This window comes from Limibacter armeniacum (assembly GCF_036880985.1).
In the GTDB taxonomy this organism is placed as follows: Bacteria; Bacteroidota; Bacteroidia; order Cytophagales; family Flammeovirgaceae; genus Limibacter; species Limibacter armeniacum.
Window position 1 is genome coordinate 76937 of sequence record NZ_JBAJNO010000004.1, and the last position, 17952, is coordinate 94888.

Below are 17952 nucleotides of genomic sequence, written 5' to 3' on the forward strand. Positions count from 1 at the left end.
TAGGCAATATACAGATATCATATTTTTGACAGGATTGGGAAGCGACACACTTCTTCCCTTTTTTAACCATCAAACATCAACAAAATGAAACTATTAAAAACGGCATTGGGAATAGCTGTTGGGGGCGCCATGTTCACCCTGATGGGCATGCAGTCGAAGAGTCCTGAAATGCCACCAAAAGATAAAACTGATCAGAAGGTGGAAAAACTACTCAAGAAAATGACCTTGGAAGAAAAGGTCGGACAAATGACACAGGTAACGCTGGAAGTCATCTCAGTAGGAGAAGGTACTGCTGTAGCTTCCCCTCACCAATTGGATGAGGAGAAAATGCGCAAGATGATAGTGGACTACAAAGTAGGTTCTATCCTGAACTGCGCTGGCATGCCACATAGCAAGGAACGTTGGAATGAGATGATCTCCAAAATGCAGGAGATGGCAACCAAGCAAACGCGTTTGGGCATTCCAATCATCTACGGTATTGACGCTATTCACGGCACCAACTATACAACAGGTTCTACACTTTTCCCTCAACAAGTGGGATTGGCTGCAACTTGGAATACTGAACTTGTAGAGCAGGCTGCTGAGCTTTGTGCTTACGAAACAAGAGCTTCTTCCATTCCTTGGAACTTCAGCCCTGTACTGGATTTGGGCATTGACCCAAGATGGCCACGCCAGTGGGAAGGTTTTGGTGAGGACCCTTACCTTTCTTCTGAAATGGGCGTGGCAATGGTAAAAGGCTTTGAAGGTGATCAACTTGACAAATACCATGTGGCTTCTTGCCTGAAGCACTACATCGGTTACGGTGCCCCACAGAGTGGTAAAGACCGTACACCAGCATGGATTCCAGAGCGTATGATGTACGAACTGTTTGTTCCTGCATTCAAGAAAGCCATTGATGCTGGCTCCAGAACAATCATGATCAACTCAGGTGAGGTAAACGGTGTGCCTGTTCACGCAAGTCACAAGCTGCTGACTACCCTACTGAGAGATGAGCTTGGTTTTGAAGGTGTTGCGGTAACTGACTGGTACGACATCTGGAACCTTGTAGAGCGTCACCATGTGGCAAAAGACAAAAAGGAAGCGGTAAAGCTGGCTGTTTTGGCTGGTGTAGATATGTCAATGGTTCCTTACGATGTGGAATTTGCTGACCTATTGATCGAGCTGGTAAAAGAAGGTACTATTACAGAAGAGCGTATAGACCTGTCTGTTCGCCGTATTTTGAAACTGAAATACGAACTGGGCCTGTTTGAAAACCCTGTTACAAATCTTGCTGATTACAAAGACTTTGGTTCTGACAAGTTTATCGGCATTGCGAAAGACGCTGCAACAGAGTCAATTACCTTGTTGAAAAACAACAAAAATGTATTGCCACTGAACAAAACAGCGAAAGTACTGGTAACTGGACCAAACGCAAACAGCATGCGTACACTGAATGGTGGTTGGTCTTACACTTGGCAAGGTGATCGTACAGATGAGTTTGCTAAAGACAAGCAAACTGTACTCGAAGCTATTCAGGCTAAGATCGGTACTGAAAATGTACTGTTTGAGCAAGGCGTACAATATGTAGCAGGTGCTGATTACAAAACAGACGAGATTGTTGACATCAACGCTGTATTGGATGCAGCTGACAAAGCTGATGTAATCCTGCTTTGCCTTGGTGAAAACTCTTATACTGAGAAGCCAGGTGACCTAAATGACCTGACACTTTCATCAAACCAAATTAGACTGGCTCAAGCTGCTGCTTCAACTGGAACGCCAGTAGTATTGCTGCTGAACGAAGGCAGACCAAGAATCATCAACGGTTTTGAAGGTGAGATGGATGCTATCTTACAAGCTTTCCTTCCAGGCAACGAAGGTGGTGTAGCTATTGCTGACATCCTGTTCGGTGATGCCAACCCTAGTGGTAAACTGCCTTACACTTACCCTAGAAACGTGAATGACCTGGTACCATACTACCACAAGTTCTCTGAGAATCTGGCACATAATGACGGTAACGAATACACTGATCCGTTCTTCAACCCTCAATATGAGTTCGGTTTCGGTTTGAGCTATACAACTTTTGAATATAGCGATCTGAAATTGGCGCAGAAGGAAATCAACAAAAATGGTGAGCTGGAAGTAAGCATTAAGCTGACAAACACAGGAAACAGAGAAGGTAAGGAAGTAGTACAACTTTACACTACTGACCTTGTTGCGTCAATCACTCCTTCAGTGAAAAGACTGAAAGCATTCCAGAAAGTAGCACTGAAAGCAGGTGAGAGCAAAACTGTTACATTCAGCATTCCTGCCAAAGACCTTTCATTTATCGGACTTGAAAACAAGCCGGTACTGGAAGAAGGCACTTTCAAGGTAACTGTAGGCAACCTGACTGAAGAGTTCGAGTTGGTTAACTCACTGTAATTTGAAAACCCTTTCTAAGGAAAGGACATTTAAATTCATCAAATAATATGGAGGAAGGTAATCTGTTTTCTGCACAAGCAAACGATGCCTTCCTCTATTTTTTTCTTACAATACATCTATCTGCACTTCACTACCCCTATCAAGATTTGTGACAGAAGACTACTCCCCTACTACCAGATTCTTTAGATTTTATGAATTCCACATATGAAAAGAATCATTTGATAATTCCGTATATTTAAGTAGCTGGTAATAAGCGAATTGTTAAATATGAATAATCATCACAAATGATACTTAGATGGGAGATCATAGCGTAAATTCAAACAAAACCAACAGAGAGGCACATGCCCAATTTATCCGCAATCTGCTGAACGACCTGAGTGCCTTGGATAAAATGCTCGAACGACGGCTGATTGAACGGGGAATTACAAGGATCGGTTCTGAACAGGAATTCTGCCTGATTGATGAGAACTGGCGACCAGCCAAAAATTATGACAAGATACTCTCCGCCATTGATGACCCTCACTTTACAATCGAACTTGCCCGATTCAACCTCGAAATCAACCTGGACCCCATCGAACTAAAAGCCAATTGTTTTTCTGAAACAGCCCAGCTATTGCACCAGTTTCTGGATAAAGCCAGAAAAGCCACAGCACAAAACAACTCAAAAATACTCCTTACAGGTATCCTTCCCACCATCAGCAACAATGAGCTGGAGTTATCCTATATGACCCCTTCTCCCAGATATGAAGCTTTGAACAAGGTAATCAAGGAACTGCGAGGGAGTGATTTCAATCTTCACATTATGGGTATTAACGAACTTTCCATTACCCATGATTCCGTCCTGTTTGAGGCCTGCAATACCAGTTTTCAGATTCACCTGCAAATTTCTCCCGAAGACTTTATACACAGCTACAACTGGGCACAAGCCATCGCTGCACCTGTACTGGCGGTCAGTGCCAACTCCCCACTCCTACTCGGTCGGGAACTATGGAGTGAAACCCGTATTGCACTGTTCCAGCAAAGCCTAGATACAAGAAGCTCTTCCTATGCCTTAAAAAACAAGCAACCTAGAGTCACATTTGGAGACGCATGGGCGACAGGTTCCATTGCTGATATATTCAGGAGTGACATTTCCAGACATCCAATCCTGATTGAAAAAAATGTGGAATCCAATTCACTGGAGGAACTTGAAAAAAGCAATATTCCAAAGCTACAGGCACTAAACCTGTATAACAGTACAGTTTACAGATGGAACCGCCCATGTTATGGTACAAACAACGGAAAAGCCCATATACGCATCGAAAACAGGTACTTACCAGCCGGACCAACCATTGCTGATGAGATCGCAAATTTTGCTTTCTGGATTGGTTTGATGATTGGCCGTCCGAAACTATCTGACCAATTACCAGGCTTGATGGATTTTAGGGATGCCAAAGCCAATTTTGTAAAAGCAGCAAGGACGGGTATCGAATCAGTATTGATCTGGAAAGACCGTCAGATTCCTGCCAAGGAATTGGTCTTAAAAGAATTACTCCCAATGGCATACGCAGGTTTAAAAGAAGCCAAAGTAAGTCAGGAAGACATTGACCATTACCTTGGTATTATTGAAGCCCGAACCCAAGGAATGAATGGGGCAATATGGCAGGTAAAAAGTTATCGGAAGCTACAGAAAAAGCTGAAGCAGGATGATGCTCTTTTAGCTCTTACCCAATCCATCTATAACAATCAGCTTACTGACAAACCCGTCCATGAATGGGGAATCCCTGAGTCTGATTATAAGCCACAAGTTGATTCAAAACAGGTTGGTCAGGTTATGTCAACGCAGCTTTTCACTGTCAATGAAAACGATTTGGCAGAACTGGCTACCAATATCATGTACTGGAACAATATCCATCATGTTCCGGTAGAAGATAATTCCGGTAAACTTGTTGGGCTTCTGACCTGGTCTATGATGAACCATTTCCTGATGCAGAATGACAGCGATATCTATACCGTATCGGATATCATGGTCAAGAATGTGATTTCCGTCAATATCAAAACTGATATTGATGAAGCTATCAAACTGATGCAAAAGCATGAGATTGGGTGTTTACCTGTGATCCAAAATGACTACCTCGTTGGTATCATCACCAGAAATGACCTAACAATACCTGAAAATGGACAAAATATGTAACCAGACATCCCATCGAATTCATGGACTGAAAAGAATTATAGGGCATTTTAAGAGCGATCACCCCGGACCTACCCTTATTTTTATCGGTGGCATACATGGCAATGAACCTGCTGGGGTGATCGCCCTGCAAAACGTTTTGGAGGAAATTCGGAACAAAAGCATCAGTATTCGGGGCAGTCTGTATGCGATCAGTGGTAACCTTTGGGCGTTGGAAAACGGAGAACGCTTCCAAATGCAGGACCTGAACCGCCTGTGGACATCTGAAAGGATTAAAGAGTTGGAAATGAATCATGCTTCTACAGATAACGAGGACATGTCCCAACAGGTAAGCATTTACAAAACCATTCGGCAGATACTTCAATCGGAACCTCCTCCCTTCTACTTCTTTGACCTTCATACCACCTCAAGTCAAACTGCTCCTTTTATGACTGTCAATGACAGCCTACTCAACAGGAAATTTACGCAGCAGTATCCACTACCCATGATATTAGGCATAGAAGAGTATCTGGATGGACCATTATTAAGCTATCTCAATGAGCTTGGCTACGTATCCTTCGGTTTTGAAGCAGGTCAGCACGATGACCCAAATTCTATCCAAAACCATATGGCTTTTATCTATCTTTCGTTGGTTTATGTCAATGCAATTGACAAAAGCAGCGTTGATTACAAAGCCTATTATAGGCAACTGGCCAAAACAACGGATTTCACACACCGCATCTATGAGATCTATTACCGCCATAAGGTCTGCCAAGAGGATTCCTTTCACATGCAATCCGGTTTTCAAAACTTCCAAAAGGTAGGCAAGAGTCAATTGCTGGCTCTAAGTAATGGGAATCCTATCACAGCAAAGCATAAGACCCGTATTTTTATGCCGCTCTATCAGCAAAAAGGAGATGACGGGTTTTTCCTGATTCGAAATATCCACCCCATTTTTTTATCGCTTTCAACACTTGCAAGGAAGTGGAAACTCGATCACTTGCTTCCATTATTACCAGGAATAAAATGGGCTTCAAATCATCATAATGCACTGATCATTGACCGACGAACGGCATTTCTTTTCAATAAAAACCTAATGCACTTACTGGGTTATAGAAGCAAAAAAACTGACCAAAAGTTGATGGTGATCAAAAACAGAGAGGCTTTCTCAAAAAGGGAAGATTATAAGGATGAGCCATGGTATAAAAGCAGGAAATAAATCTGTTTCAGACAAATGGAGGAAACGTTAATCGTCAATACCGAAAAATTTCAACTCACTCAGATGGATTTTTTTATCCGGCTGATCGTATCGACAGGCATTGGTTTTCTTATAGGTCTGGAACGGGAATATGCTTCCAACCCTGCTAAAACAGAGATTTTTGCCGGAGTAAGAACCTTCGTCTTTGTTGTCATTTTCGGATATTTATCTACCCTCCTCAGCTTTTTTTTTACAAACTGGATGATACTAGTTGCTTTACTAGCTACCGTGGTCATCGTGTCTCTTTCCTACTGGGTTGGCTCCAATAAAGGAAAAGTTGGGGGAACTACTGCATTTGCCACATTGATTGCCTTTCTGCTCGGATGTACCACATTTCTTGGCTTTATCGAGATCAGTCTAGCCGTTACTGTGATATTGCTTGTTTTTTTGTCTCTTAAAGGCACTCTCCATAACTTTATCAGGCAGATCACACAGGAAGAGATTTTCGCCCTGATCAAGTTTGTCGTGATTGCCCTACTGATATTGCCCTTCCTACCTGATAAAGAACTGGGACCTTTTGAAGTCATAAATCCCCGTGAGATAGGTTGGGTCATCATTCTAACTTCAGGAATTGGGTTTGTCGGCTACCTGCTTATGAAGTTTCTTGGCCGTGACAAAGGGATATTACTTACAGGAATAGTGGGAGGACTGGTATCCAGTACGGTTGTCGCATGGGTATTTTCCAAAAAAAGTAAAAAGATACAGGGACTTTCAAGGCATTGTGCTGTGGCTATACTGGCTGCTTCCACCATTATGACGATTAGGGTATTTGTTTGGGTCATTATCTTTAAGCAGGCTCTACTGCCAAAACTGACAATTCCTTTATTGCTTATTTTTCTTGCAGGTTTTGGTATTGCCTATTATTTCTACAAGAAACAAGAGCCTTCCTCTGAAATGAAAACGGATTTCCCTTTGGGAGAGCCTTTAAACCTAAAAGAAGCCTTTTTTTTCGGATTTATCTATACAGGCATCCTATTGCTGGTCAGCTATGCCAACAGTCAGTTTGGAACAAAAGGTATATACATTTCAAGTGCAATAGCTTCTTTGACGGATATCGATGCCATTACCATTTCTATTTCTAAATTGGCAGGTAACGCTGTACCCCTGCTTACTGCCCAGAATGTGATCCTGTTGGCTACCCTTTGCAATACGTTAGTCAAAATAGGTATCTCCCTCTCTTTTGGCAGCAACCTGCTCAGGAAGTATATCCTGATGGGGTTTGGATTGATGTTTTTAGCCGGAATCATGGGGTTTGTCATTATCAATAGCTGATACCAAACTCACTATTCAACATAGACAGTAAGAAGCAATATGACCAAATACCCGTGACTCCTGTCATCAGATTTAGCATCACAAATACCTACTTTAGTGAAAGTAAAAAGGATGACTTGAAATTATAGTTGGATAAACCAGCTAGCATAGATATAAATCCTATTACACAATAACGTAACGATCTATCACCATGAAAAAGAACATGGGAATTGCAGACCGAATCATAAGAATTGTGATCGCTGCTATCATTGCTGTACTTTATTTCACTGGAACCGTGACAGGTACACTGGGAATCGTTCTTATCGTATTGGCAAGTGTATTTGTATTGACAAGCCTTGTCAGTTTCTGCCCACTTTATACGATCTGTGGAATCAGAACATGCTCAGTTACAAGATAAATCTATCTATTTTATCAATTCAATTAAAGCAATTAGCCCAGTCCAGATACTGGGCTTTTTGTTTATAGGATAATCAACTAATTTATTTCCCTATACTGTTGTGGGGTAAGACCTGTTTTTGCCTTAAATAAACGACTAAAATAATGTGGGTAATTAAAACCCAGCATATAGGCAATCTCACCTATGGAATCCTGCGTACTGAGAAGTTTGTTCTTTGCTTTTTCTATCAGAAAGTCATTGATATGATCCTTGGCACTTCTTCCGGTTTCCTTCTTCAGCAAGTCACTCAGGTAGTTAGCAGAAAGGTGTATTTTCTCAGCACAATACTGAATAGATGGCGGACCGTATTCTGTCAGCTGTCCTGTACTGAAATAATCCTTTAACACTTGTTCCATTTTTGCCACTATATCCTTGTTTTGAGCCATTCTGGTATTGAACTGCCTTTCATAAAAACGAGAGCAGTAATGTAGCAGCAGTTCCAAACTTGATACTATAACCTTTTGGCTATGGTTATCAATCCGCTCCTCATATTCCTTTTTTATCCTGCTGACACAATCATTCAACGTATGTTTTTCATCATCTGAAAGGTGCAATGCTTCATGTGTATCATAGGAGAAGAAGGTAAAGTGCTCAATATTTTCTCCCAACGGAAATGGTCGGATCAGGTCCGGATGGAAGAAAAGCATCCAACCCTCACTTGTATTTATATCCATCTCTGAAGTAGCTGCCACAACCTGATTCGGAGCAGTAAAGACTAAGATCCCTTCCTCAAAATCGTAATGGTGTCTTCCGTACATCATGCCACATTCACTGCTCTTCAAACCCACATAATAAAGATCAGCCGATGCCTTTTTACCCTCCATCTCTTTTTTTAAACTTATTTCTGAGGCATTGATCACACTAATCAAGGGATGCTTGGGTTTATCGTGATCAAGTACCTGATGCAGCTCACTGATGGATTTTATTCTGATAATGTCTTCTGCCATAACCGTATATTTATTCCACTTTATGCAAATGTCACTAACCTCGAAGTAATATCGTAACACATTTCCCTATAAGTCTAACACTTTTTACAGAAGTGAGGTTAAGCCTCTCTCCCGCTCATTATACATAATTCCGCTATATTGCAGCATTATATTTAAATGGAACATCTTGATGATGGAAGAGCAAAAGAACAATCCGCTTCATGGAAAGAAGCTGGCAGATATACTGGAAGAACTGGTAAAACACTACGAATGGAGCAGACTGGGGTATTTGATTAAGATCAATTGCTTCACCAGCAATCCAAGTATCAAATCAAGTCTCAAGTTTTTACGAAGGACTCCTTGGGCAAAAAAACAGGTGGAAGACCTTTATATTGAGACGTTTATCAACAGAGATAACAACTGATAAATTATATGAAAAAAGCCTCCCAAAGTCGGGAGGCTTTTTTACTGAGTTATCTGAAAAGAATTGGAACACTATCCACCAATCTATTACCATCCAGACAACGTGCGATAAACATTCCATGACCCAGCAAAGCCTTATTCAAAAGTATCCGCTCATTTGCCTTGAATTGTTTACTCAACATAAGGCGTCCATCAATTGTATAAACCTCAATCGTTTTTATGTTTTCCGCTTCAAAACGGATTTCCATTTCAAAACTGCTTGGATTAGGGAAAACACTTACCTCTGCAACACTTTTCTGTAGGTTTCCTGCCAATCGGGCATTCCCATTGGCATTGATCAATTCCAATGTCCACTGCTGCCCTTGATCCGAAGTGCTTTCAGTCCATTGAACCACTTTTGCCCCATTGGCAGTTGAATTATTCTCAATATCCAATACCTTATTACTGTGCAATACACGAAGCCTGAAATAACCACTGCCTGCATCCACAAACTGCCACTTCTGATTATCCCCACTGCTCCAGTCCCACTGCTGTATCTCAGCACCATTGGCTTGTGAAACATCCACTACATCCAACGCTTTACCACTATGCAAGGCAGATAAGCTATAATATCCCCCTCCTACGCTTGTTACAATCCACTGCTGGTTCTGACCACTGCTCCAATCCCATTGCTGAATCCTTGCCCCATTGGCAGTAGAAACGTCCTGCACGTCCAATGATTTACCACTTAACCTGTTCACTAACCTATAAGTCGCTCCTGAAATAATACCGCTTGATGTAGGTGTAGCATTGAATTTGAACCAGTTAAGATTGGCTATTCCACTACCTCCATTAAATACCAAATAAAGGTTTTGTACCCCACTTGCTCCTGAAACATTGACACTCCGAGTCTCCCAACTTTGCCAGCCACCCGTATTGTTAGTGGAAAGTGTACCAATCAGCGTCCCTGTGGTACTTCCCAAACGGAACTCAATCGAGCCTGTATAACTGGCATCTGAAGCCATTCTTACCTCCACACTCGCAGCTCCACTACCAAAATCAACCTGATTGTAATTCAAATAGTCACCAGCATCTATCCAGCCTACATCCTGACCTCCACCTGTATCGCTGCAACTTTCCAGTTGTGTACCACTTTCAGATGAGTAGTTTTCAGCCTCAATTGTCGAATATGCATTGATAGTAGTAGTACCTCCTCCGCTCTGACCTGACCACTTAAAGGTCACCACTGCACCACCATCCAGTGTATAGCTGAATGCATCTGATCCTGAAACTACTTTAAAGGTGATAGCCCCTCCTCCTGTATTGTGTACCAGTAAAACCTTTGAGCCATCAGGGTTTTTCATTGCTACGTTTGCCAAGGTACTTGGGGTATTGGTTGCAAACCTCACTGCTCCCGGCTGTACAAACTTGGATACCTGACTTATGATATAGTAAGAGACGTTTCGGGTAAAGGAGCTGCTGCCGTTTACAGTAATCGCTCCAAGACACTCAGAACAGCCTCCTGGCGTTTTCGGTCCCAAACTGGAATTGTTAGCAAGGTTCCATTCTATGACCGACTTTGACCAATTTCTCAAAGAACCGATGACCACATTGTTCATATGCCAACCCAAATCACCACCAAAACTCCCGTTTGAACTGGTAAACTGCTCCGTGAAATACACATTCTTGCCCGTCTGGTTTCTTACAGTAGACATGGCAGAGATATTTCCGGCATACAAGTGGAAAGCTGCACCATCCACATAAGAACTGCCATTTAGTACATCAATTGGGTAAGCAGTATTGTCACAGTTATGGTCAAATGCAATAATCTTGGTGCCATGTCCAGAAGCGGCAATGGCAGGTCCCAGATGACCATTGATAAAGGATTTTTGTTCTGTGGAGTTCATCAGCATACTTGGCTCATTGTAGGGGTTTTCAGGTTCGTTCTGTGGCGTGATAGCCCAAACATTGATTCCCAGAGCTGCCATGGCATCCAAATACTTTACAAAATAGTTGGCATAAGCACCATAGTAAGCCGAATTGAGGCTCCCTCCTATCCATGTTCCATTGGTTTTCATCCAGGTTGGTGCCGTCCATGGGGTTGCCAGTACTTTTATGGAAGGATTAATCGACAAAATCTGCTGCAAAATGGGAATCAGGTAATCCTGATCGGGTCCAGCTAGGCTGAAGTTATTCATGTTAACATCCCCTGAGTTCTCATTGTAGGTGTACACAGAGTTACTGAGATCAGATGCTCCAATACTGATGCGGACAATGGATATTGCATTACCAGAGGTAGGGTTAAAAAGTTCATTGAGCAATGCCGAACGGGTTGAACTGTTGAGCGTGCTCAGTGCCTGTGCGCTTCCTTGTGTCAAGGCAAAACCAAATCCTTCAATGGTTTGGTAGGTGGTCTGCTCATCCAATGTAATCGTATTGGCACTGGAACCTGAATTGGCAGTAAATGAGATTGCCCCTTGCTGTTGCAATTTTGCACTTTGGTCGGCTTTTGTCAACCAAACAGAAACTGTCTGGGCATAGTTGTTTACTGTATTGATGCATAGTAAAGCCAGCACTATGATCAATACACATTTCATTTTCAAGTAAATGCGTTTCATTGTGTCGTTAAAGGTTACTAAAGAATAATTATTGAAGTTGATTCAAATTATTCTGTGAATAACCCAATACAAAAATAACGACTACACTTTAGTTACACCTTACAAAATCATATTTCGTCACTTATACACTTAATAAAATTAATCAATTAATAATCAATAGTTTAATTAGAGTATCATCCATACAAGGTTAGGCTAAATAAATGCAGAAAAGTAAAGAACTGTGACAACTATTACAGTTCAGTTGGATCATATGAAAAGAATGTTTGAAACTAAACATTCCATCCAATCATGCTTACATTTACAAAAGAAAACCACCAAATCCAATACTTGCTAATATGTCTGAACAACTGAAACACCACTTAAACAAAGTTGTAGAAATTACTGATGAAGAATTCCCCTCTATTTTGGAGTATTTTGAGACAGTAAAGCTTAAGAAAAAACAAAACCTGCAACAAATTGGGCAGGTATGTCACTCCAATTATTTTGTGGAAATTGGTTGTATCAGGATGTTTTTTGTCAATGAAAAAGGGATTGAACAGACCACCCAGTTTGCAATCGAGAACTGGTGGATTACAGATTACCTAGCTTATACTTTTCAAAAGGAAAGTGAATTTACCTTACAGGCAGTAGAACGGACAACTGTTTTATCCATCCACTTTCAAGCACAAGAAAAACTCCTAAAAGAGTTTCCAAAACTGGAAAAATACTTCAGACATATCTATCAGCGTGCTTATGCTGCCTCACAAATGCGGATGAAGTTTATGTATGATTTCTCCAAAGAAGAGCTTTACCTTCATTTCAATAAACATTTTCCTGAGTTTGTACAACGTGTTCCTCAATACCTACTTGCCTCATTCTTGGGTCTCACACCTGAATATTTAAGTGAAATCAGAAAGAAAAGTATTTCTTAAACCAGTTTAAGAATTTTGATGACTCAAGCAGGTAAGTTTGCTGAAACAAAACTCAAAAGCATATGGAAAAGAGAGTCAAAATTCATGAGAGTCAACCTGCTGCGTACAAAGTCATACTTGAGCTTGAGAACTTCTTGAATAGTTCTGAGCTGAAAACCTCACACAAGGAACTTCTAAAAATCAGAGCTTCCCAGATAAATGGTTGTGCCTTTTGTATCGATATGCATACAAAAGATGCACTTAAGTATGGGGAAACTGCACAACGGATTTTTCTACTGAATGCATGGAAGGAAACAGACCTGTTTACTGAGGAGGAAAAAGTACTCCTTGCTCTGACTGAAGAAGTAACCCTGATTCACCAGCATGGTGTTTCAGATGAAACCTACCACAAAGCAGAGGAGATTTTTGGTGAGTCTTACCTTGCACAACTGATCATCGCCATTGTGACCATTAATGCATGGAATAGGATAGCTATCAGTACTAATTTGGAAGTACCTAGATAATTATTGTTTCACCTCTGAACCTTGCAAGAGCAAGGTTCATTCTTTTAGTTTCTCAAACAACTTTTCTGAAAGTTGCCATTTGGGAATTAACAGGAGCTTTTGCAACCGGATGGGCTTTATGGCATAAAAGCAAATCAGCCAATACAACTAACAAAGAAATACAGACTCCATAAAGCTGTATTCCCTCATTGCTAACCTATACCTTATAGAGAAGTAGAATAACCTCAGTTAGCACCATATCGCAACCATACTTCTTTTTGTGCTTCTGTCATTTCTCCACTGATTCCAAATCTAACTTTTCTAGGTAACAATTCCTTGATGACCATAAACTCCTCAATGGTACAGGTTATTTGTTCCAATGAAGGTAACTCTGCTAATGGAGAAAAATCCTTGATCTCAGTTCTGTAAATAGACAAGTCCTTAAGTTTTGTCAACTGACTTATAAATGAGATATCGTTTACATTGGTGTTGGAAATATCTAGCCTCACCAGTTTTTTTAAAGCAGTCAATTCTTCAAAAGATTCCAACTGATTATTACTGATGTTCAAATCAGTCAAGTTTTTGATTTTGGCTATATCACCCAAAGTGGTTAACCCTGATGATTCAGCACCCAACACTTTCAACTTTTTCATCTCTGATAATGCTGAAAAGTCCTTTAATGAAAGTCCATAAAGACTTAACTGCACCAAGTTTTCCAACTTAGCCAGTTCAGTAATATCCTGAACATTGGTTTTAGCCAGATACAAGATTTTCAGATCAGACAGCTCTGTTAAAGGGGAAATATCAGAGATAGGATTACCAGATAGGATCAACTCTCTTATTCCTGTAAAGTATTTTAAAGGAGATATATCCTCAATTTTATGTTTTAGAAGGCTTAAGATTTTGATTTTACTGACTGCATCACTGCTTACCTTTCCTTTACAAGATGAAGTAACAATGTCTTTCCATTCAGATGATAGCTCCTCAAAATTAAAATCATCTCTTTTTAGAGACAGATCATTGTCAATAGCTGAAACTCCATATGGAAGGTCTAGATTTGAAAGTGCATCCAAAAAATGAGAGTTGGCAGGTTGTTTCAAATACCAAGCGTTATACGTTTCTTCTTTTTCTATAACATAATTTTGATTGTCAATTTGAGCACTAATAAACTGGATAAAAGCTGTAATATTTGGTGCAATCACATAACGAGTAGTTTCATCCCTTCCTGAGTTAATGATTTGCCCTTTTTGCCCTTTTGTATCAGGATCCAGATCTACTACAATATTGTTACCTCCACCATCCTCACTAATTGGAAAATATTTTTTGTTCGCATACTGTTCTTTTATATGACCAGTAGGTACTGAAATGATGGTACTATCAATTGAGGCAAAACTATCATCTCCAGCAATCGTCACCCATAAATTCCATTCTTGTAAGGCTTTTTCTAAACTAAGAAATGGCAATCCAAAAAATAGCCCTGTATAACCAGATTCCCCATTGTGCATACGGTAAAGTGATTTTAAATCTTCAGGTAATTGTAATCCAGTTACCTTTTCAACTTCCATTAACTGAGCTTCAGTTGCTGGTGGATTCAGGGTATTTGCTAACTCTGGAAATACTTCCTGTAATTGTTGTTCTAGTTTCGAAAAAATAGTCTCCATGTTGTTTTAAAATTGGTTTATGTTAAATCCTTTGTCATGCAATAAAGTGAAGCAGAACGTAATTGAAGTCAGTTGTAAAAAATAAGAGTCATTTATAAACAAAACACCCCTTATAATTCATCAATTGATTACAAGGGGTGTTTGATGTATCAAAGTGCCATCGTGACACTTTGTGTTATTTTAGCTTTTTGGTTTTAAGATCATCTGAAACCTTATCTCCCAATACTTTGGTCAGGTAACCCAACATTTGTCTGTATTCCTTTTCACGTTCAAGGTTTACTTGCTTTTCCATCTCCAGTTGTTTCCTCAAAAAACTCACTTCATCTTTTAGCTGTTGAAGTAACTCATTTTGATCCACACCACTGATAGATTGTTTGGTAGATGAAGTATCTGATAAACCGAAGTATTTTAATACATAATTTTCGGCTACAAAATATTGAAGATTATTGCCTCTATATGGTTGTGCAATCATTATATCCTCACCTACTTTTTCAGCAGCTAACTCCTTGATAAACTTACGAATAGTAGTCTCACTCTTGCCTGTAAGTTTTACTATATCAGAAACCTTCAGGTACTTTTTATCTGCCATCAGAGGATAAATTTATGTATTAGTTGATATATTATTTATATATTAATTTTATATATTAGCCTCCAAATTAGGCAATAGTTCAATTTTATACAAAAACTGCCTGTAAAGGCTGGGGGGCCACAGGCAGTTTTTAACTCATTGAAACCATAAATATCAATAAGCTTATGACAAAAATACTAAATCCACTGGAGAAATCCTTTGAGCGATCAAGATATGAAGCACATGTAAGCAGAGCACAAGAAAGATTTGGATGGAAACCTTTTGCATTGCGTTTTGCTTCATTACGTAATATAGCTATCGCTGCCAAATGGAGTTTGCCTGCTGTTTCAGTAGCTACAGCTACTGTTTTTCTTGTTTCAGCACTATCTACTTCCCTCCCCTACTGGGTTGCTATTCCAGCAGCACTTCTTTTACTGACAGGTTGGGAAGCTGCCAAATCTCAGTTAGTAAAACTCAGCTTTGAACAGCACTATGCCAATATCAAAACAAGTCAGCTACTGTTTTTACTGGCATTGCTCCTATCAGCAGGCAGTGTATTAATGAGCATGGAAGGAGCCAGAAAGTTATACCACCTTTCTGATACAGCTAATGAGCAGCTAATGATGACACAGCAACAGCAGCTAGATTCCCTGTCAAAACAGCTACAGATAGAGGTTCAGCTACTGAAATCAGAGAAAAAGCAGTTTTACAAAAATAATACAGTATACCTGGGAAAAGGGAAATATGCCCTAAATCACACAGTAGCTAAAAACTATGCTGACTATGATAATCGTATCAGTAAGCTACAACAGCAACTGCATCAGGAAAAACAGCAGCTGATTGAAAAACATAAAAATGAACAACAGCTTCAGCAAGCTGATAGTCATTACCAAGGATGGGTAATAGGTATAATGGCTGTAGTACTAGATATCATGATCGTATTGGCTGGTTGGTTTGTTGTCTTTTTCGATTATAGAGTACTTCAGGAAGAGATGTTAGTCAACAAGACTTCTACCTTAAAGAATGGTTTTCCTGTTCAGGAAACAGTTGCCAAGCAGCTACTGGACAATTGGAGAATTACACCTGATGTGGCTACTCCTGCTGTTTCAACAGTAAAAAAACAAGAAAAAAGAAAGGACAAGATTGGTTTTTCCATGCCTGACACAACAGTAAAGAACAGGGATATTCAGGATAAGTCAGCTACTGATTTCAGTGGATTGGCAGATGCAGTTAAATCTGGAATACGTGATTACAGATTCCTGATGCATGAGTTCAGGGCAAATGTATTGCAGGTCAAACAAGTGATAGAACAGTATGGATAAAAAAAATTCCCCTGCTGATATGGATTCAGCAGGGGAGTTATAATCAAAGTCCAACCTGATATTTACTGTTCAACAGTTTTATCAAGTAACTGGCAGGAGAAGTGATCTTACCATCTTTCACTCCCATCTTAAATTCATTCAGTAAAAGCCAAATTCCACTTTCTTTACTTACCCCAACTTTTTGCATTACTGTTCGTGATTGCTGTTGTGTAAGGCCATATTCCACTAATATCTGGATCAGCCTTCTTCTCTTCTCTAACAAGCTTCTATTGCCCTTTAAAGCTGTTTCATCGCTATTATTGAAGAGTGAACCTTGAACTGAACCTGACTTTGATACAGGTATATTATTTGCTTTTGGTTTAGAGGCAAAGTCAGGAATAGCATCTAAGCCAATTGCAGCCATTATTTGCTCATCTGACAAGTTTAGGGCTCTCATACCCTCAATTTGCTTTTTGAGGTTCTCATCAACTGCTATAGGGCTTGATTCTTTTAATTCTTGTGTATTTGAGATAGCTTCCTTCCTGTTCATAAAGAAAGTAATATGGGTCACTTTCTTTCCCTTCTTTCTGGACACCTCCCAAGTAACATCGATACCGGACTTCTCACTAATCTCTGTACAAGCTCTATCCAATACTACTTTCCTAAAGTTGCTAAATCGATCATAAGTGCTGGAATTGATAATACCTAACAGGCTTTTTAATTCTTCAACTGAAAATTCACGACTCTTGTACTTATCTACACCTTGCATCAGCAACTCATAGATACGTATTGAGAAGCCTGATTTCATATGTTCTACATCGATATAATGATAGGATGTAAATGATCGTTTAAGACTCGTTATGTGTGGTACAATTACTTGGTTGAACTCAAAAGTAAAAGTACCTTCCTCTGCCTCAGCCCTGATTCGTGAAAAAAGTGGGACATATTCACCCTTTAGAAAATTTCCTGCCTCATCCTCTTCCTCAAAAGCAATTGCTGCGGATGCCAAAGATTTACAGGCTTTTCTTATATCTCTATAATGGTTACTTGTCAAACGCTTTTTGCCAAAAAAGTCTTGAAAACTTACTGACAAGGGTAGTGCAGGTTGGGAACCATCCAATTCTGTTATGGCAAAAAGTACCATTTTCTGTTCCAATGCTGATAACGTCACTTTGTCTTTAGCATTGATCAATGCATTGGATTTACTGATACGTCTTCTCCTGCGTTCCTTTTTAACTATATTATATTTCATCTGTAGCAACTCTTGTTTTCAGAACGCATAAAAATGATTGCTCTATTCTAAAAAAGGTTTTATGGATGGGGAAATCCATATTCATATCAGGGATTGACAATCATTTTTATGCTTAGGGTCCTCAATAACGGTAAAAAAACGATCATTTTTATGTGAGTACACTCTTTTTTATGTATTAAAGCAATCATTTTCATGTTATTGAGCAATCATTTTTATGTAGTGTTACGATCATAATTATGTTATTGAGCAATCATTTTTATGCTTAAATAGCACGTATTAATCTGTTTTACAGTGACATATGAGTCACATAAATAAC

The 17952-nt window shown here is 39.8% G+C and carries 14 protein-coding genes; 9 read left to right on the plus strand and 5 right to left on the minus strand.

Translation table 11 applies throughout. The features are described from left to right. The first annotated feature begins 84 nt into the window (after positions 1-84). The 5 genes from V6R21_RS04070 (at position 85) to V6R21_RS04090 (ending at position 7476) form a co-directional block, all read left to right on the plus strand. Positions 85-2400: a glycoside hydrolase family 3 N-terminal domain-containing protein gene (locus V6R21_RS04070; protein ID WP_334241118.1), complete on the plus strand. Its 2316-nt coding sequence runs from the start codon at positions 85-87 to the stop codon at positions 2398-2400. Between the two features lie 295 nt (positions 2401-2695). Then, the gene (locus tag V6R21_RS04075; RefSeq protein ID WP_334241121.1) at positions 2696-4573 is read left to right on the plus strand and encodes a CBS domain-containing protein; all 1878 of its coding nucleotides are present in this window, start codon (positions 2696-2698) and stop codon (positions 4571-4573) included. Further along, positions 4557-5768 carry a succinylglutamate desuccinylase/aspartoacylase family protein gene (locus V6R21_RS04080; protein WP_334241124.1) on the plus strand — a complete coding sequence of 404 codons (1212 nt, stop codon included), beginning with the start codon at positions 4557-4559 and terminating at the stop codon, positions 5766-5768. The genes V6R21_RS04075 and V6R21_RS04080 overlap by 17 nt, the downstream gene beginning before the upstream one ends. 15 nt (positions 5769-5783) lie before the next feature. Continuing rightward, on the plus strand, positions 5784-7079 hold the full coding sequence (locus V6R21_RS04085; RefSeq protein ID WP_334241128.1) for an MgtC/SapB family protein: 1296 nt from the start codon (positions 5784-5786) through the stop codon (positions 7077-7079). A gap of 190 nt (positions 7080-7269) precedes the next feature. Then, positions 7270-7476 (plus strand): YgaP family membrane protein, encoded by a 207-nt coding sequence (locus V6R21_RS04090; RefSeq protein WP_334241132.1) that lies wholly within the window; start codon positions 7270-7272, stop codon positions 7474-7476. A 77-nt stretch (positions 7477-7553) separates the two neighbouring features. On the opposite strand, the gene V6R21_RS04095 is transcribed toward V6R21_RS04090, so the two are convergent. Beyond that, entirely contained in the window at positions 7554-8462 is a 909-nt protein-coding gene (locus tag V6R21_RS04095; protein WP_334241134.1) for a helix-turn-helix domain-containing protein, read from the minus strand. A gap of 169 nt (positions 8463-8631) precedes the next feature. Between V6R21_RS04095 and V6R21_RS04100 the strand changes: the two genes are divergently transcribed. Then, positions 8632-8865 (plus strand): VF530 family protein, encoded by a 234-nt coding sequence (locus tag V6R21_RS04100; RefSeq protein WP_334241135.1) that lies wholly within the window; start codon positions 8632-8634, stop codon positions 8863-8865. 49 nt (positions 8866-8914) lie between these two features. Here V6R21_RS04100 and V6R21_RS04105 read toward each other — a convergent pair whose 3' ends face one another. After that, positions 8915-11461 (minus strand): carbohydrate-binding protein, encoded by a 2547-nt coding sequence (locus V6R21_RS04105; RefSeq protein ID WP_334241138.1) that lies wholly within the window; start codon positions 11459-11461, stop codon positions 8915-8917. Between the two features lie 335 nt (positions 11462-11796). On the opposite strand from V6R21_RS04105, the gene V6R21_RS04110 reads away from it, so the two are divergent. Both V6R21_RS04110 and V6R21_RS04115 read left to right on the plus strand, forming a co-directional pair. After that, positions 11797-12372, plus strand: coding sequence for a Crp/Fnr family transcriptional regulator (locus V6R21_RS04110; RefSeq protein WP_334241140.1), 576 nt, complete (start codon positions 11797-11799; stop codon positions 12370-12372). Between the two features lie 62 nt (positions 12373-12434). Beyond that, the gene (locus V6R21_RS04115) at positions 12435-12875 is read left to right on the plus strand and encodes a carboxymuconolactone decarboxylase family protein (RefSeq protein WP_334241142.1); all 441 of its coding nucleotides are present in this window, start codon (positions 12435-12437) and stop codon (positions 12873-12875) included. A gap of 224 nt (positions 12876-13099) precedes the next feature. Here the strand turns inward: V6R21_RS04115 and V6R21_RS04120 are convergent, their stop codons facing one another. Beyond that, positions 13100-14515, minus strand: coding sequence for a leucine-rich repeat domain-containing protein (locus V6R21_RS04120; protein ID WP_334241144.1), 1416 nt, complete (start codon positions 14513-14515; stop codon positions 13100-13102). Between the two features lie 175 nt (positions 14516-14690). Beyond that, positions 14691-15104, minus strand: coding sequence for a hypothetical protein (locus V6R21_RS04125; RefSeq protein ID WP_334241146.1), 414 nt, complete (start codon positions 15102-15104; stop codon positions 14691-14693). Between the two features lie 164 nt (positions 15105-15268). Here V6R21_RS04125 and V6R21_RS04130 point away from each other — a divergent pair, with 164 nt between their 5' ends. Further along, on the plus strand, positions 15269-16405 hold the full coding sequence (locus V6R21_RS04130) for a hypothetical protein (RefSeq protein ID WP_334241148.1): 1137 nt from the start codon (positions 15269-15271) through the stop codon (positions 16403-16405). 43 nt (positions 16406-16448) lie between these two features. Here the strand turns inward: V6R21_RS04130 and V6R21_RS04135 are convergent, their stop codons facing one another. Further along, a complete protein-coding gene (locus V6R21_RS04135; protein ID WP_334241150.1) occupies positions 16449-17636 on the minus strand; it encodes a replication initiation protein in 1188 nt (395 codons plus the stop codon). Between the last annotated feature and the right edge of the window lie 316 nt (positions 17637-17952).